This window comes from Pseudoalteromonas sp. GABNS16E (assembly GCF_028598715.1).
Lineage (GTDB): Bacteria > Pseudomonadota > Gammaproteobacteria > Enterobacterales > Alteromonadaceae > Pseudoalteromonas > Pseudoalteromonas atlantica.
On the sequence record NZ_JAQREZ010000027.1, the window covers coordinates 24,129 to 41,640 of the forward strand.

The window sequence follows — 17,512 nt, forward strand, 5'->3', positions numbered from 1 at the left end:
ACAAATAATACCAATCCACTTAATTAAGTGGATTGGTATAAAGCGAACTGCTTTTAACATGCTCTTCATAGTTTGTTCATACATGTATTTGCATACTCGCTTTATAATTCTTAATGAATAGGACATCACATGACTTTAACTAAATCACTTTTAAGCGTAACCGTAGTAGCTGTATTGCTAAGTGGTTGCGAAATGAACAACACAGGCAAGGGCGCCGCAATTGGTGCAGCCGCAGGTGGCGTATTAGGTAAAGCAACGGGTAATCATAAAGATAAGCGTATCTTTATTGGTGCTGCTATTGGCGCACTAGCTGGTGCTGCTGTAGGTGATTACATGGATAAGCAAGAAGAAGCGTTTCGTGATGAACTAGCAGGCTCAGGGGTTGAAGTTGTACGTGAGGGCGATAACTTACGTTTAGTTATGCCATCTAATATTACCTTTGCGACAGACCAATCTTATATTTCATCAGGTTTTAACGATACTCTAAACGCCATTGCTAAAGTAATGAACAAATACGAAAAAACCTACCTAAGCGTGGAAGGTCACACAGATAGCACAGGTAAAGACAGCTACAATATGAACCTGTCGCGCGAGCGCGCGCAAAGCGTTAAAAATTACTTAGTGAACCAGCAAATTATGGCTGCACGTATTAGCACTACAGGCTACGGCGAAACCCGCCCAATAGCCACTAACGATAGCGCTAACGGCCGAGCTCAAAACCGCCGTGTAGAAATTCAAATAGTGCCAAACACAGAAGGTTAGTTTTTGTTGAACTGCAATTCACAAAGACGCTGATACAAAGGGGAGCTTGCTAGCAATTGCTGGTGGCTCCCTGTTGCTCTTATTTCCCCATTTTCCATTACTACAATCACATCGGCATGTTTAACCGTTGCCAGCCTATGGGCAATAATTAACGTTGTTCTATTTTGCATTAAATGCTCAAGCGCGGCTTGTACCTGGTGCTCACTTTGCGCATCGAGTGCACTGGTGGCTTCATCTAAAAGCAGTATTTCTGGGTCTTTTAAAATAGCGCGTGCCAATACAATACGCTGCTTTTGACCACCCGATAGCCTTACGCCTTGCTCACCTAAAAAGCTGTTATAACCTTGCGGTAATTGCTGAATAAATTCATCGGCATGAGCATGTTTTGCGGCCGCATATACTTGCTCGTCAGTGGCGTTTGGGTTGCCGTAGCGAATGTTATGCATTACATCTGAGCTAAATAAAATAGGGTTTTGTGCCACCATGCCCATTTTGTCCCTCAGGGTGGTAAGCGATATGTCTTTAATATTTACATCATGAAATTTAATCGCGCCGTGAGCAGGGTCGTAAAAGCGCTGTAGTAATTCAAATAACGTAGTTTTACCTGCGCCAGAGGGGCCTACAATAGCCACTGTTTTACCTTGCTCTATTGTTAAACTTATTTTGTTAAGTGCGCTTACATCGGGGCGAGATGGGTAGTTAAAGCTAATATTTTCAAGTGCAATGGCGGGGCTGTCAGTCTTTATTAATAGCTTTTCGTCTTGTGGAGTGACAGGGTTTTCTATTTCACTTTTGACGGCCAGTAATTCAAGTAGGCGCGCTGCCGCCCCAGCAGCTCGTTGTAGCTCGCCGTAAACCTCGGCTACGGTAGCCACCGACATGGCCACCATAATGGCGTAAAACACAAATGCACCTAGCTCACCGCCTGTCATGGTGCCTGCTAATACGTCACTACCGCCTACCCAGAGCATTACGCTAATCGCACTAAAGGTTAAAAATATTACCGCAGCAATTAAAAAAGAGCGCTGTTTAATACGGCTTTTGGCAACGTTAAAGGCTTTTTCTGTTTCAAGTGCAAAGGCGTGTTGCTCACGCTGTTCGTGGCTATAGCTTTGTACCACTTTAATATTTTGAATGATCTCGCCGGCATAGGTGCTTATATCGGCTATTGCATCTTGGCTAGAACTTGCAAGTTTGCGAACCTTTTTGCCAAATACCATCATCGGCACCAATACTAGCGGCACACACGCAACCACTACGAGCGTAAGCTTTAAGTTAGTCACTAATAGCATTACCAAGCCACCCACTAACATTAATGCACTGCGCAGCGCCATAGAAAAGGAAGAGCCAATAATCGATTGCAGCAAGGTGGTGTCGGTTGTTAAACGCGACATAAGCTCGCCACTGCGGTTTTCTTCAAAGTAACTTGGGTGCAAGGTAACAATGCGATTAAACACCGCTTTGCGAATATCGTTACTAACTCGTTCGCCAATCCTCGACATTAAATAAAAGCGGCTAAAGGTGCCCACGGCCAATAAACTAATTAAACCAATAAGCACTAATACAGCTTGTTGTAGCTGCGCTTGGGAGCCAGCAATAAAGCCATGATCTATGACAAACTTAACCCCTTGGCCCAATGATAAGTTAACACCAGCGGTGACTAAAAGGGCGCCAAGTGCCGCCACTACCATCCATTTATACGGTTTAATAAACGCAAAAATAGGTAATAAACTACTAAAAGCGGCTTTTTCGGGCTTAGGGCTTGTTTTTGACATAGTGGATTCTTTTTAAAGGTTAAGGTATAGATATGGCACTAAGATAATAAAAATCAATACTTTTAAACATTAGCATCAATAAGGAAACGTTATGACTACTGCAACCGTAAGTGGAGAATTTAATGTAAATCTGGCCCCAATAGAAGGCTACGCAAGCGGCCAAAACGGCGTTAATTTAGGGCGTATGTCGATAGATAAAACATTTAAAGGCAGCTTAAATGCCACCAGCCAAGGCGAAATGCTAAGCGCCATGACTCCTACACAAGGCAGTGCCGGTTATGTTGCTATAGAGCAAGTAATAGGCGAGCTTGAAGGTAAAAAAGGCAGCTTTGTATTACAGCATTTTGGTACTATGGATAAAGGCCAAGACAGTCTGATTTTAAATGTAATTCCCGACTCAGGCACTCATGAGCTAGAAGGGTTAACGGGCAGTATGAAAATACGTATTGAGCAAGGGATTCACTACTACGATTTTGAATACACCTTATAATACCAATCCGCAATATTACTTAATCATTTTGCGGGCCTAAACGTGTCGCTACCTGCGTTAAAAAATTCTAATTTAGAACAACTAAATAGCGAATTTTTTGCCTAGCTATCAACACGTTTTTCCGTCCTCAAAAAAGATCACTTAAATAAGCGAATTGGTATAAGATACACAAGGATTAAAATGCAAAAAGTAATCGAATTTAGAAAGACTCGTTTTTTGGGTGGCGTAGATATAGCCGCACTGAATGATCGCATACAGGAATTAAATCAAGATGGCTGGAAAGTAATAAACGCAGTGCCAATAACCGGTTTTTATGGCCAAGTGCACGGTTATACATTACTTATTGAAATTGACGAGCTTTAAATGACATTTACAGTATGGTTAAGCCTAGCGGCTATTTGTATGATGGGGGCAATATCGCCAGGGCCAAGTTTAGCGGTGGTTTTAAAGCACTCACTTAACGGCAGTATGAAAAACGGAATGCTTGCTGCGCTCAGCCATGGTACTGGTGTGGGGTTATACGCAGGTGCATCGTTATTAGGGCTAGGCGCTTTAATGATGCAGTTTCCGACTGTTTATCAAATACTGGTGTATTTAGGCGCAGCCTATTTGGCGTATTTAGGTATAAAAATATTGCTAGCAAAACCGAGCAATAACGAACTTGAAGTACAAAAAAGTGAAGTAAGTGCTGGCCAAGCTTTACAAGATGGCTTTGCTATTGCCTTTTTGAACCCCAAGCTCGCTATTTTCTTTTTAGCCTTGTTCTCGCAGTTTATTGACCCTCAGCTACTTACTTTAAGCGTGGGTATAATTATGTGTTTAACCGTGTTTGTAATTGATACCGGCTGGTATTTGCTGGTGGCGTTGCTGACAGAGGTTTCAAAAAATCGCTTTGGCTTTACCAAGCAAAGTCCGTGGCTTGATAAAATACTGGGAGTCGTATTTATTGCCCTTGCGATAAAAGTGGTGCTAAGCCTTTAAATCGCGTTCCCGATGCAGGGGCGCGTGCCTATATGCCCCTGCAGCCTAACCCTCATGCCCTGCATACGTATTCATCACATTAATTTTACCTTTTAGTTACAATTTGTTGGTTGTGTTTTAAACAACACAGCAACACCTGACAACAATAACTCAAAGGTTCACACACATGGACAAGTTTAAACTAAGTGCACTTATGCTGGCTTTATTTGCCGCTAATAGTGCATTGGCTGCAAACGAAGACTCAACAAATCAATCACCCAGCACACAAGCTGAAGATTTAGAAATTATTGAAGTGCGCGGCTTTAGTCGCAGCTTAATTCAATCGCTTAACCAAAAGCGATTTAGCGATACGGTGTCAGAACAAATTTCTGCTGATGACCTAGGCGCATTACCTGATATTTCAATGGCCGATGCACTGACTCGTTTACCGGGTATTTCAGCTGTGCGCACTGGTGGGCAGGCTGCACAAATTAATATACGCGGGCTGTCGGGCGGGTTTGTATTTTCAACACTTAATGGCCGCGAGCAAGTATCTACAAGTGGTAGCCGCAGTATTGAGTTTGACCAATACCCATCAGAATTAATTAGCTCTGCGGCAGTATATAAATCGCCAAAGGCATCGCTTATAGAAGGTGGTGTGGCAGGTACGGTAGAGCTTGAAACAGCCAGCCCACTCAATAATGATCAAAAGCATAAATTTGTAGCTAATGTGCGCGGTATGTATAACGACCGTGCATCTGAGGTATCGGATGCCACAGAATTTGGCGACCGAATTAGTTTTTCGTATCAAGGTAAATATTTAGACGATACATTAGGTGTAGCACTGGGATTTGCGCGTTTATTTCAGCCAAGTGTAGCAACACAGTTCATTGGCCTTGCATACAACGATAGAAAAGATGTTGAAGGCGCACCAAACGACACAGATGGCCCCATAGATAGCCCAGAAAGTGAATACATTAGCGAGGGCTTTGAGCTACAGCATTTAGGCGGTGAAGAAACCCGTAATGGCTACTTAGCTGCCATAGAGTGGGCACCGGTAGATAACTTTAAATTAAAAGGTGATGCGTTTTTATCGCGCTTTGATAAAGAGTCATTTGCCCGCGGTTTTAGGGTTAAATTAGGCGGCCCATCTGCAGCATACGTAAATGCGCAACTTGATGGCAATGCTGTAATTGGTGCTGCGGTTAATCGTACTTCGAAAAGTTATACCCGTGTTGAAATAGTGAATGACGACAACCAAGATTTTGACGAAGTAGACAGCTTTGGCGTTAATGCCGATTGGCAAGTAACCGATAGACTAAATGTTAATGCTGATGTAGCGCTTTCTCGCGCAAAAAGTAATTTTAGAAACGGTTTGTTGTGGAGCTTAGTAGCAGAAGATGCCAATGCAGAAACGCCGGTATTTGATAGCAACGTTGCAATTAACTATCAGTTAAATGGGTTAAATTTACCTGACGTTGGGTTTAATCAGGCGGCCGCCTTTAGCGATATAGACCGAGTAATGGTCAGTAAATATGGTATTTACCCTGATCAAACAGAAGATGAAGTAACGGCATTTAGACTCGATTTTAAATACGAGTTAGAAAGCGATATTTTTAGCTCAGTAGAGTTTGGTGCACGCTACTCAGATAGAGAATACAGCCGAAAACGCTCGGTATTTGAGTACGGTAACGACGGGACATTTTCAACAACGCAGCCCCCTTTGCGTTTAACCGACGATATGGCATCAGTGGTTGATTGGCAGGGCGACTTTAGTTATTTCCCATCGTATTTAGCCATTGATTTAGATAAAGCACTTAATGCATGGTTTCCAGATGGCACGCCAGAACCCGTTCAAACATGGGGCAATGCCGATGGTGTAGACGACGCGCAAGGTTACACAACGAACTATTCGTGGTCAGTGTTACAAAGCGGCTCGGTGTTTGAAGATGTGCTAGCCGCGTACGTTATGGTAAATATTAACACGCAAATTGCCGGCCTTGACCTATCAGGTAATGTGGGTGTACGCCGTATCGAAACCGACCAATCAGCAACGGTACTAGAGAACGTAGCAGGCGATGCACGCTTAGGTGCGCAAAATATTGTTGATGAGAACGGCATTGTAAATAATTTATACGCACCTAATGTATTAGGCACTAAATACACCGACTACTTACCATCATTAAATTTAAACCTGCAACTTAACGATAATTCACTTGTACGCTTTGCTGCGGCTAAAGTAATGTCGCGTGCGCCAATTAACCGCTTAGCGGGCGATGCCAGTGCAAATGTGAGTGATGATGGTGTTATTAATGGTTCAAGTACTAATAACCCATTTTTAAAACCCTTTTATGCCGACCAATACGACTTATCTTACGAATATTATTTTGAAGAAGGTAATGGCACTATCGCTGCGGCGTTATTTTATAAAAATATAGACTCGTTTGTTGAAATCTTATCAATCGAAAACTTCGACTTTAAAGGCAACGGCTTTAACGTACCTGACTTTATAGAAGACCCCGTTAGTGGCGAGCAAGTTGCCACAACTAACGGTATTTACACCACGGCAGTTAATAACGGTGAAGGTGGCTACATTAGAGGGCTAGAGCTTGCGTATACGCAAGTGTTTACCTTTTTACCTTCGCCATTTAATGGCTTAGGCGCTAACGCAAGTTACTCATACACCGAAAGTGAAATTGAATCGATTACCAGTTTAGGGGGCGATACATTAGCGCAATCTTTACCTGGGCTGTCTAATAACGTGCTTAATGCCACAGTGTTTTATGCTTTAGACGATTTTGAAACCCGCCTTAATGTGCGTTACCGCGATGAGTTTGTATCGGAGCAGGTTGCCATTAACGAGCAAGTAGTTAATTTTGATGCCGAAACCGTAGTCGACTTTCAAACCTCTTATCGCTTTAGCGACTCGCTAACAATGCTTTTGCAAGTTAATAACTTAACCGATGAACCAACCCAAAGTTACTTTGGCTCAGAGCAACGAACAGGGACGACTCAGTACTTTGGTCGTCAGTTCTACCTTGGTTTTACATACAGTCATTAATTAGCAAACGGAGCGTTTAAAAATGAAAATTATAACTATGCCTAAATATTTGCTAATAACGTTAGCGTTAATGCTATTAGCAGCGTGTGGTGGAACAGATGATGTTGAATCTGGTGAACCATTACTTACCTGTAATGTGCCACAAGTCCCTAATGAAGCGGGGACACAATGTGTCGATCCCGAACCTATATCGTGCCCTGCACCGACAATACCTGATGAAAATAACGAAAGCTGTGTGGTTGGCGCCGACCCAACCCTGCCAGACCCTGTGGTATTTGCAGGGGAAGGAGAGGCGGTTTTATTTTATAACCGCTTAGCCGATGATAACTACGAAGGCTACCGATTACATTCGTGGAATAACGAGATATGCGATGCTTATGCACCGCCATTTGATACCAGCGATTGGGCCAACGGCCATGAATACGATGGTATTGACCCTAACTATGGTGCGTATTGGATAATTAATCTTAAAGAGGGTTATAACGAATGTGCCAATTTTATTATTCATATTGGTACAGAAGGGTCAGGTAAAGCGTTTGGTGATGTGGATTTAACTATGCCGCTGATGCAAGACGATGAAACCTTTCAACGTATGAACTTTACCATTCATGGCGAGCCTTCGGTGTTTGAGTATCCTATTTTAAGTTTGGGCGAACGCGCCGTTGCTATAACAGGTGCTTCAGCGCATTGGATTGATTTAAATACTATTTTGTATAAACCAAGTAACGAGCTTACAAGCCTAATTAAGTTGCATTCATCAGCTACGGCTGAGCTGGAAGTGGGTATAGATACTGGTTTAAACGGCGATACTGTTACGCTGCAATCAAGTAGTTTAACTGATGAGCAAGCGGCAAAAGTACCGCATTTAACCACTTGGAACGCATACGAAGGAAGTTGGGATACAAACACGGCTAAAGCGCTTATAAAATCGCAGCTTGTTATTGCCGGTTACGATAGTGAAGGTAAGCTGCTAGAAGCAAGCTATGTGCAAACCGCTAAAGCACTCGATGCCCTTTACACACAAGGCGAAGACGATGCTAACGAAGCTGTACTTGGCATAACTTATGGCAATAACGCGATTGATGTAACTGTGTGGGCACCCACCGCTAATAACATGGTGCTAAACGTGTTCGATGATGCCAAAACACAAGTGCACTCTATACCAATGACATTAAATACACAGACAGGTATTTGGCAAGCAAGTTTAGATATGCAATACGACCGCCACTATTACCGCTTTAATTTTGATGTTTACCACCCACTGACTCAGCAAATAGAGTCGCTTTGGAGTACAGACCCTTACTCACTCAATGTATCTACCAATGGTTTATACAGCCAGCTGATTAATTTAGCCGATGATGACACTAAACCAGAAGGCTGGGACGAGCGTATCGTGCCTACTATTACTAACCCAGAAGATGCGGTTATTTATGAAGGCCATGTACGTGATTTTAGTGTACGTGCTCAGTCAGTAAGCGAAGCAAACCGCGGTAAATACCTTGCATTCACTGAACTTGAAAGCGTGCCAATGCAGCACCTTAAGCAATTAGCAGATAAAGGCTTAACACACTTTCATTTACTGCCAGTGACTGATATTGGCACCATTGAAGAGGATACCTCGCAGCGTGTGGAAATTACAGACACCTTAGGTAAATTATGTGAACGTATTAACGATGAAGCTGATGCATGTAAAATCGAAGATAAAAACAGCACGATTGTCGATATTATGCAAAGTTACCTACCAGGCTCAGACGATGCACAAGCATTAGCCAGTGCGATGCGTGATTTAGACGGCTTTAACTGGGGTTACGACCCGCATTACTTTATAGCGCCTGAAGGCTCGTACGCCTCAAGTCCAGAGGGCATTGCCCGCGTTAAAGAAACCCGCGCCATGGTGCAATCACTGCAAGAAGTAGGACTTCGTGTTGTACTGGATGTGGTTTATAACCACACAACATCATCGGGTATTTGGGATAAGTCGGTATTTGATAAGCTAGTACCGGGTTACTACCATCGCTATAACGAAGTAAGTGGTGAAATAGAGCGCTCAACGTGTTGTGAAAATACAGCTACAGAGCATGTAATGATGGATAAGTTTGTTACTGATTCATTAGTTATTTTAGCGCGTGAATTTGGCTACGACAGTTTTAGATTTGATGTTATGGGGCATATGCCTAAATCATCAATATTAGCTGCGCGTGAAGCCGTGCAAGCAGTTGACCCAGATAACTATTTTTACGGTGAAGGCTGGGATTTTGGTGAAGTAGCTAACAATCGTTTATTCACACAAGCTAAACAGGCTGATATGGCAGGCTCAGAGGTGGGTACATTTAACGACCGTATTCGTGAAGCCGTGCGTGGTGGTGCAATGTTTAGCAATAACCCGACAGATGGCAACCTAGCTGAACAAGACACGTTACGGTTATCGCTGGCGGGCAACTTACAAAATTACATTTTAAAAGACTTTAAAGGTAATTCATCTAAAGGTAATAGCTTTACTTGGAACACTCAGCCAACGGCATATGCACTTGACCCAGCGGATAGCATTCATTACGTATCAAAACACGATAACGAAACACTGTGGGATCAGTTGCAATACAAACATGCATCAAGCATGAGTATTGAGCAACGTGTGCGCGCGCACAACATGGCATTGTCTATACCACTTATGAGCCAAGGCATTCCATTTATGCAATTGGGCGCTGATTTACTGCGTTCAAAGTCAATGGATCGTGATAGCTATAATGCCGGTGATTGGTTTAATGCTGTTGATTTAACCAAAGAGAATAATAACTGGAACATTGGTTTACCAAACGCAGAGAAGAACCAAGAAAAATGGTCTGAAATTATGCCTATCTCTGCTAATCCAGATGCACAGGCAATGCCGCAAGACATAGCCTATGCAGGTGATGTATTTAACGAGTTTTTACAAATACGTAGCAGCAGCCCACTATTTAGATTAACCACAGAGCAAGATGTTATTGAGCGAGTGGGTTTTCATAACGTAGGTAAAGCGCAGCAACATGGCTTAATTGTAATGAGCATTGATGATGGTGAAGAACTCACAGACTTAGACCCAGCATTTGACGCGCTTGTAGTGGTGATTAACGCAACCGAGCAAACTCTTAGCCATACCATTGCCACTGCAGCGGGTTTTGAATTACATGACGTATTAAAAAACAGTGTTGATGCAAGCATGGCCAGCGCCAATTTTGCCCAAGGCGATAACGAAGGCACATTTACTGTACCGCCTTACACACTAGCTGTTTTTACTAAAAACCAAGGTGAGAGCCAAGGTACTGGTTTAAGTGCAAATGCAACCGTAGGCGCACCTGATGTAGTACCTTATGGCAGCACCGCTGTGTTTGTACGCGGAACTTTAAACGACTGGGGCACACGTGATGTATTTGAATATATTGGCGAGGGTGAATACCGTATAGCAATTGCGCTAAGCGCTGGCGACTACGAATTTAAAATTGCCTCAGAAGATTGGTCTACAGTTGATTTTGGTGCGCTTACTGACGCTGATAAAGAGGTAGTTGAAAATCAAAGTGAGCCATTAACGCGCTCAGGTGCAAACATGACCTTCAGCGCTGCTATTGATGCAACCTATGTATTTTCGCTTGATGCTTCAAACCCTGAAAATCCAACGCTTACTTTATACAACGAAGAGCCATTTGTAGGCACTGCCATTTATGTGCGCGGTACGCTTAATGACTGGGGAGTAACCGATGAGCTAAGTTATAAAGGTAAAGGCATTTACACCTTTACTAAAACACTGAGCGCTGCAAGCTATGAATTTAAAATCGCATCAGAAGATTGGAGCACGGTTGATTATGGCTCGGCTGAGAGTGATGCCAGTGTAATGGTTGGCACTGCTGAGCAGTTGTCGGTTGCGGGGGCAAATATGACCATAGACATTGCCGAGCAAGGTGAATACCAGTTTATATTTGACGCCAGTGATTTAAATAACGTATCGCTAAAAGTGCTCAACGGAGAAATGTTTGCACAAACACCGGTGTTTATACGCGGCAGCTTAAATGACTGGAGTACTGATAACCCACTTATGTACGAGGGTGATGCAATTTACTCTGCTTCTATTGAATTAGAGGTAGGCGACTACGAATTTAAAGTAGCGTCTGAAGATTGGAGCACAGTGGATTACGGTGGAGCAGGCGATACGCCGGTAGTGGTAATTGATGAACTAACACCACTTGAAGCGGTAGGCGCCAACATAGCACTGAATATTACCGAACAAGGTACCTACACGTTTAATGTAATAGGCCCAGATAGAGAAAATGTAAGCATACTTATTAATAAGCAGTAGCAGTTATATTTTCCCAAACCTAAGCCGAGCATAGCCCTGTATGCTCGGCTTTTTTAATGCCTAATTAATACCCAACAAAAGGGGGGGTTAAAAACGATAGTTAACCGACATCATCACAGTCGTGGTGTTATCGGTATCAATAATGGGTGAGTCTTCAATACCAGAATCGAGCTGCTTATAGTTAAGCATGGCATTTACGTTCCAGTTTTTATTAATGTAATACATTAAAAATAAACCCGCATTGTAGTTAACCGTAGAACTAAGTTCGTAAGGCGCATAGGTGGTAGATTCGCCCTGTGCTACACCATAATAATAGTTAGATACATCACTGCTATTTAGCTCAACACCCACAGAAGGAACGAGCATTAGTTGTTTAGATAACTTAATAGGGTAACTGTAATTGGTTTTAAATTTAGCGCCATCGCCGTGGCCTATTACATCATGAGTAGCACTGGCGCTTATCTTACCAAAGCTTGCAGTGTAGCTAACCTGCGTGCCTGCGTAGAGTGATAGCTTTCTATCGTCTAAGGCTTTTATGGCTGCAAGGTCTGAATCTGAGGTATCAAAGTTATCACCTGGCTCTAAAACTAATGACCAGTTAAAACCTTGCTGCTCCACTAATTTATAATCAAGCGACAAACCTTTAAAACTAAGCCTTTCGCCTTCGTAAGTAATGATAGGTAAAAATAGCGTTTCACTGTCGGTACCTGCATAAGGTGAGCTGGTAGAAATGACACCGCCCCTAATGAAAACTGCGACTCAGCTTGAGCAGTAATACTGCCAAGTGCAAGTGTGCCAACTAATAACCGTAGTGAGTTTTGTATATAAGTGTTCATAGGAGCCTTGGTGTTAAGTAAAAAGTGAAAATTGTTTGCGATAAGTAAAGTGTGCCGCAACGCTATTAGGCTTTAGTGTAGCTATATTTTTGATTGGCGTTTGTAAGAGAGTGTATGAAAGTTTATCTGAATGTAAGTGGCTAAATTGCATTGAAGACGTTGATCACATAAGTTGAATAAAGGCATACGTTTGATTAGATTAATAAAATGGGAATGAGGATAAACCAATGAGCAACTCTATTTTAAAAAGTGCCAGCTTTGATCCCAAAGTGAAGCAATACTGGATGACCATGGCATGCTTTTTTAGTGCCGTTGCATTAGTGACCATTCCACTTATACCTGTGGTGTTATTTGTTGTATGGCTGGTGGTAGGTAAAATTTTGGCCGCTATGTCGGCGCAATTACTCACGCAAAAGCTGGTTGTTAAACGCGGTATTTTATTTAAAGAAGAAAAATCTATACCGCTTGAAAAAATAACCGATGTGGGGCTGAACCAAGGGCCGCTTATGCGCTTTTTTGGGTTATACCGCTTAAGCTTTGAAACTGCAGGGCAGTCGGGTCATGGTGCATTGGTGTCATTACTTGGTGTTGAAAATGCCAGTGAGTTTAGAGAAGCCATACTTGAGCAAAAAGATAACTTAGCTGCGCAAGCCCCTAAAACACAGGAGCTTGCTGAAGATCACCTCAACCAAGCATTACTTGCTCGCTTAGTTGAGGTAGTAGAGCGCATAGATACGCGTTTGGCAGCTTTAGAAGCGAAGCGTTAAGCGTTTTGTAATTGAGCCTGACCTGCAAGCATGCTTAGCTCTTTGGTACGGCTTTCAACAACCTGATATTCGCGCGCTTTAATTGTACTTATATAATTCCACTTAGCACTGGCTTTTGCAGGTGTAAATGTAACGGTTAAATAGCCGCGCTCCACTAAATTATTATAAGCAAGGTCATCAACTAATAAGGCAATTACTTGCTCTATTTGCGCTACGGTTTGTGCATCTTGTGTGTTTAGCGCTAAATATTCTTCAACCCCTGGTGATGAAACCGATGCCGTTGCAAATTCCACCCCAGCATTTTGTGAGGCTGCAATAGGGTTACTGGCATCAGTTTTAAGCTGTCCCGCCCAGCCGTTATGAGTATCTCCGGCTAAAACTACTAAGTTTTTTTGTGCTGCAATAGCGGTGCCTAATAATACTTCTCGCTCGTAGGCGTAGCCATCCCAAGCATCAAGGTTATACGGTATGGTGGTTTGAACACGGGCAAGCTCTGCCTCGGTTACACTTGGGTCGCCCGCTAATACACGGCCTTTAATTTGCGCCAGCTCTGCAAATAATACATTGGCCTGTGCGAGCAATTCACTTGGATCGCCTCCGTTTGCCTGTGCACTTTGTAAGCTAGCAAGTAGTAACATGACCTCTACTGGTAAGTGCATTTTTGTCATTAGTACTTGTTGCCCTAACACTTGCCACTGTGTGCTTGAGGTAGTGATGGCATCGCTAAGCCATGTAAGTTGTTCGCTGCCTAATAATGCACGGTCAGTTGCACCTATTGCTGCAGCAAATGCGCTTTGCCCGGCAGGGGAGGTAAGGTCAAAATCACTATAGTTAAGCTGCTCATCACGGGCTAATACACGGGTATCTAGCATGTATAAAGAGACTAAATTACCAAACTCAAAGCGTCGGTAAATACGTTCTTTGTCGGCTACATTACGAATTGGCATCCACTCAAAGTAGGCTTGTAGCGCATTAAGCTTACGTTGGCTAAATTCGCCTTCACCTTCGTTATGATTTTCTGCGCCTTCGCGCCATGTGTCGTTGGTGATTTCGTGGTCGTCCCACACTGTTATAAATGCACAGTGGCTATGGGCTGCTTGTAAGTCGGCATCGAGGCGATAATTTGCATAGCGTTTTCTATAATCGGTCAGTGCGATAATTTCGCTGCTGTTATCTAAGGGTAGCAGTCGGTCTAACTGTGCGGCGTCTTCGGTTGCATAACCCGTATTGCTGTATTCGTATATGTAATCACCTAAGTGCAGTACCGCATCTAAATCGCTTTGCTTAGCAATTTCGCCATACACATGAAAATACCCGGCAGGGTAATTTGCGCAAGATACAACGGCTAATTTCACCTGATCAACCGCACCGACAGGAAGCGTTTTTCCTTGTCCGATAGGGGAGGTTTTTCCATGTGCATTAAAGCGATAGTAATAAACGGTGTTGGCATCAAGCCCTTGTAAATCAACTTTAAGAGTAAAGTCGGTGGTATCACTGATATGTGTTTCACCATCGTGAACAATATTTGTAAAGCTTTGGTCGGTGGCGGCTTGCCATTGTACTTTTAACGATTTAGTTGTTACATCGAGTGGGGTTACACGGGTCCAAATAATTAAGCTATCGCTTAGCGGGTCGCCGCTGGCAACGCCGTGGTCAAAGCTAACGGGTGTGTCGTCATCATCGTCAAAACGACAACCTGTTAAACCAAGTGATAATACGGCAGCGCCAAATCCTGCTGCCGATGCTTTTAAAAAACTTCTCCGTGTAAATGCCATTGCTTTGTACCTGTAAAGTGTAAAAAGCAAAGTGTAGGCAATTTAGGTTACTTTTTTGTGAAGCAATTAAAAAACTTCACTTACTTGCGTTGCATTACACGTAATAACGGTAACGTTTTCGTAGCCTACGCGGGTTAGCGCTTCTGCACCTAAAGTGGCGCGGGCACCGCTGGCACAATGTAAGTAAATAGGGCGTGCAGCGTCTTTTTCTATTTCCATTAGCTTCATTTCAAGTAATCCGCGTGGAATATTTATTGCCCCTACCGCAGCTACATTGGCATGCTCAGCGGGTTCGCGTACATCAATAAGTAAACCTTTATTTTGTTCTAACTCTTGCTTAGCTTGCGCTGCATCAATACGACGTTGGTTAGGTGTGATAATTTTTAGTAAATCAGGAATTGAAGTAAGCATTAGTCTGTAAATCCTCTTTTGCGCAAAAAAGTCATTAATGGGCACCATTTAGTGTAGGCGGATTGCACTAAGTTAATACCAATAAATAACGTTAAAAATTGAAAGTTACTATCAACAAAGTAGCTTAAAAGCACAGAAATTGTAACGGCACTTCCGCCAATTAAGAGTATGGCGTCACTTATTTTCATGAATTGACCTTAATATTAGTTTTTTCTAATGTTAATTATATTAGAACTTGCTAATGTAAAAGTCTATAATTAAAACACGCAAAATAATTAAGTATCACAATGAATATTGAACAACTTGCAGAAAACGCTCAGCAGGCAGAGCAATTTTTAAAATTAATGGCAAATAAAAACCGTTTAATGATTTTATGTAGTTTATTGCAAGGTGAACAAAGTGTGGGTGAGTTAAATCAAAATGTTCCGTTGGCGCAGTCTGCTTTGTCTCAGCATTTGGCGAGTTTACGTAAAGCCCAGCTAGTGGCAAATCGCCGTGAGGGACACACAATTTATTATTCGTTAATCGACCCAAAGGTTGAGTCGATTATTACGTTACTATACGAATGGTTTTGTAAGCAAAGTACCGCTGAGTAATTTGCTTTAAATAAAAGTGGCAATCTCATCAAGCGACTTTTTATCAAGTGCATGGGCAGGTACAGTTGCATCGTCACTTGGGTAGCCCGCAATAAGTAACATGTAAGGACGTTCGTTGTCTTTGTCGCGCTTACAAATGTCGGTTAAAAAACTCATTGGTTTAGGTGTATGGGTAAGCGTAGCTAAGCCACAGCGATGCAGGGCTTGTATTAAAAACCCAGTAGCTAGCCCTACTGATTCGTGCACATAATAATTGGTGTTTTTATCATCCGTATTCACACCGCCTTTTTTTTGACTAAACACTGCAATAAGCCAAGGCGCATGCTCTAAATAGGGTTTATTGGCGTCGGTACCTAATGGTTTTAGCGCATCAAGCCACTCTTCACCTGCTCTGCCTTCATAAAAAGAGCGCTCTAGTTTTTCGGCGGCCTCTCTTATTTATTTTTTTACATCGCTACTGTTTATAGCCACAAAATGCCACGGTTGATGATTCGCTCCACTTGGCGCGGTACCTGCTGCTTTTATACAGGCTTCAATTATATTTTTAGGCACAGGTCGGTCGCTAAAGCTGCGAATACTATGGCGGCGCTGGCTGGTTTGTAAAAATTCGGTTGCGCGTTTTAGCATTTCATCGTGAGGGTATTCTATAAAGTCGTTTAGTGGTTGGCTTTGATGTTTTTGCATGGCTTTACGCTTCTTATAAAGTGTGTGTGGTTTTTATACCGACTGAATAAATGCGAGGCAAGTATTATTACCTATCGTGTTTATTTATTGTTACAAAATTAACCGCTGCGTAACTTATGTTCCTTTTTTTAATGTGGTATAAAAAGCGCAATAAAAAAACTATTAAAATTCAAGGAAGTAAAAATGCTATCAATAACAGGGTTATCTAAAACCTACGATAATGGCGTACATGCACTACAAGGTGTTGATTTATCTATAGGAAAAGGAATGTTTGGGCTGCTAGGGCCAAATGGCGCGGGTAAATCATCACTAATGCGTACTATTTCTACGTTGCAATCTGCCGATTCGGGTTCAATCACGTTTGATGGTATTGATGTTTTTAAAGACCCACAGGCTTTGCGCCAACGTTTAGGTTACCTACCGCAAGATTTTGGTGTTTACCCTCGCGTAAGTGCTTACGACTTGCTAGACCATATGGCTGTTTTAAAGGGCATTCATAACAAAGGCGAGCGTAAAGAGTCGGTAGAAGGCTTGCTTGCACATACTAATTTGTATCAACATCGCTCAAAAGCGGTAAGTGGCTTTTCGGGCGGTATGCGCCAGCGTTTTGGTATTGCACAAGCCTTACTAGGTGACCCTGATTTACTAATTGTTGATGAACCAACAGCAGGCCTAGACCCTGAAGAGCGAAATCGTTTTCATAACTTGCTAGTAAGCTTAGGCGAGCAAAAAGTCGTTATATTATCGACCCACATTGTTGAAGATGTGGCAGAGCTTTGCCCAAACATGGCCGTACTGGCAGGCGGAAAAATATTATTAGAGGGTAACCCCATTACCCTTACCGATAAACTCCAAGGCCAAATTTGGCGTAAAGCCATGAGCCAAGAAGAAGCACTAGAGCTTGAGCCGCAACTGCCTGTTATTTCAAAACGCTTATTTGCAGGGCAAACCATATTACATGTATTAGCCAATGAAGCCCCTGAAGGTTTTGAGCTCAGCAGTGCAAACCTAGAAGATGTGTATTTTTCTACGTTGCTTAATCATCGTAACAGCCAAGTAGCATAAGGG

The 17,512-nt window shown here is 42.6% G+C and carries 14 protein-coding genes and 1 pseudogene; 9 read left to right on the forward strand and 6 right to left on the reverse strand.

What is annotated here, in order from left to right; all coding sequences use genetic code 11:
• The first annotated feature begins 129 nt into the window (after positions 1-129).
• Positions 130-762 carry an OmpA family protein gene (locus tag PSI06_RS12050; RefSeq protein WP_004587548.1) on the forward strand — a complete coding sequence of 211 codons (633 nt, stop codon included), beginning with the start codon at positions 130-132 and terminating at the stop codon, positions 760-762.
• On the opposite strand, the gene PSI06_RS12055 is transcribed toward PSI06_RS12050, so the two are convergent.
• A complete protein-coding gene (locus PSI06_RS12055; protein ID WP_273603832.1) occupies positions 759-2,537 on the reverse strand; it encodes an ABC transporter transmembrane domain-containing protein in 1,779 nt (592 codons plus the stop codon). The genes PSI06_RS12050 and PSI06_RS12055 overlap by 4 nt on opposite strands.
• A 91-nt stretch (positions 2,538-2,628) precedes the next feature.
• Here PSI06_RS12055 and PSI06_RS12060 point away from each other — a divergent pair, with 91 nt between their 5' ends.
• The 5 genes from PSI06_RS12060 to PSI06_RS12080 all read left to right on the forward strand — a co-directional run bounded on the left by PSI06_RS12060 (position 2,629) and on the right by PSI06_RS12080 (position 11,375).
• Positions 2,629-3,027, forward strand: a complete 399-nt coding sequence (locus PSI06_RS12060; RefSeq protein ID WP_004587550.1) for a DUF3224 domain-containing protein — start codon at positions 2,629-2,631, stop codon at positions 3,025-3,027.
• Positions 3,028-3,207: 180 nt separating this feature from the next.
• Positions 3,208-3,390, forward strand: coding sequence for a hypothetical protein (locus PSI06_RS12065; RefSeq protein ID WP_096740269.1), 183 nt, complete (start codon positions 3,208-3,210; stop codon positions 3,388-3,390).
• Positions 3,391-4,008: a LysE family translocator gene (locus PSI06_RS12070; protein ID WP_273603831.1), complete on the forward strand. Its 618-nt coding sequence runs from the start codon at positions 3,391-3,393 to the stop codon at positions 4,006-4,008.
• 166 nt (positions 4,009-4,174) lie between these two features.
• Complete coding sequence (locus PSI06_RS12075; protein ID WP_273605026.1) at positions 4,175-7,048, forward strand: TonB-dependent receptor; 2,874 nt, start codon at positions 4,175-4,177, stop codon at positions 7,046-7,048.
• Between the two features lie 22 nt (positions 7,049-7,070).
• Positions 7,071-11,375: an alpha-1,6-glucosidase domain-containing protein gene (locus PSI06_RS12080; RefSeq protein WP_273603829.1), complete on the forward strand. Its 4,305-nt coding sequence runs from the start codon at positions 7,071-7,073 to the stop codon at positions 11,373-11,375.
• An 87-nt stretch (positions 11,376-11,462) separates the two neighbouring features.
• Here the strand turns inward: PSI06_RS12080 and PSI06_RS12085 are convergent, their stop codons facing one another.
• Positions 11,463-12,122, reverse strand: a complete 660-nt coding sequence (locus PSI06_RS12085) for a MipA/OmpV family protein (RefSeq protein ID WP_337946897.1) — start codon at positions 12,120-12,122, stop codon at positions 11,463-11,465.
• 316 nt (positions 12,123-12,438) lie between these two features.
• Between PSI06_RS12085 and PSI06_RS12090 the strand changes: the two genes are divergently transcribed.
• Positions 12,439-12,978: a PH domain-containing protein gene (locus tag PSI06_RS12090; RefSeq protein ID WP_273605027.1), complete on the forward strand. Its 540-nt coding sequence runs from the start codon at positions 12,439-12,441 to the stop codon at positions 12,976-12,978.
• Here the strand turns inward: PSI06_RS12090 and PSI06_RS12095 are convergent.
• The 3 genes from PSI06_RS12095 to PSI06_RS12105 form a co-directional block, all read right to left on the reverse strand.
• Complete coding sequence (locus PSI06_RS12095; protein ID WP_273603828.1) at positions 12,975-14,753, reverse strand: alkaline phosphatase D family protein; 1,779 nt, start codon at positions 14,751-14,753, stop codon at positions 12,975-12,977. The two genes, PSI06_RS12090 and PSI06_RS12095, sit on opposite strands and share 4 nt — an antisense overlap.
• A gap of 66 nt (positions 14,754-14,819) precedes the next feature.
• Complete coding sequence (locus tag PSI06_RS12100) at positions 14,820-15,164, reverse strand: rhodanese-like domain-containing protein (RefSeq protein WP_004589222.1); 345 nt, start codon at positions 15,162-15,164, stop codon at positions 14,820-14,822.
• Entirely contained in the window at positions 15,164-15,352 is a 189-nt protein-coding gene (locus PSI06_RS12105) for a YgaP family membrane protein (RefSeq protein ID WP_004589221.1), read from the reverse strand. Before PSI06_RS12105 ends, PSI06_RS12100 begins: the two co-directional genes overlap by 1 nt.
• Before the next feature lie 99 nt (positions 15,353-15,451).
• Between PSI06_RS12105 and PSI06_RS12110 the strand changes: the two genes are divergently transcribed.
• The gene (locus tag PSI06_RS12110) at positions 15,452-15,760 is read left to right on the forward strand and encodes an ArsR/SmtB family transcription factor (protein WP_273603827.1); all 309 of its coding nucleotides are present in this window, start codon (positions 15,452-15,454) and stop codon (positions 15,758-15,760) included.
• 6 nt (positions 15,761-15,766) lie between these two features.
• Here the strand turns inward: PSI06_RS12110 and PSI06_RS12115 are convergent.
• Positions 15,767-16,444: pseudogene (locus PSI06_RS12115) on the reverse strand (nitroreductase family protein).
• Between the two features lie 183 nt (positions 16,445-16,627).
• On the opposite strand from PSI06_RS12115, the gene PSI06_RS12120 reads away from it, so the two are divergent.
• Positions 16,628-17,509 (forward strand): ABC transporter ATP-binding protein, encoded by an 882-nt coding sequence (locus tag PSI06_RS12120; protein ID WP_273603826.1) that lies wholly within the window; start codon positions 16,628-16,630, stop codon positions 17,507-17,509.
• The last annotated feature ends 3 nt before the right edge of the window (positions 17,510-17,512 follow it).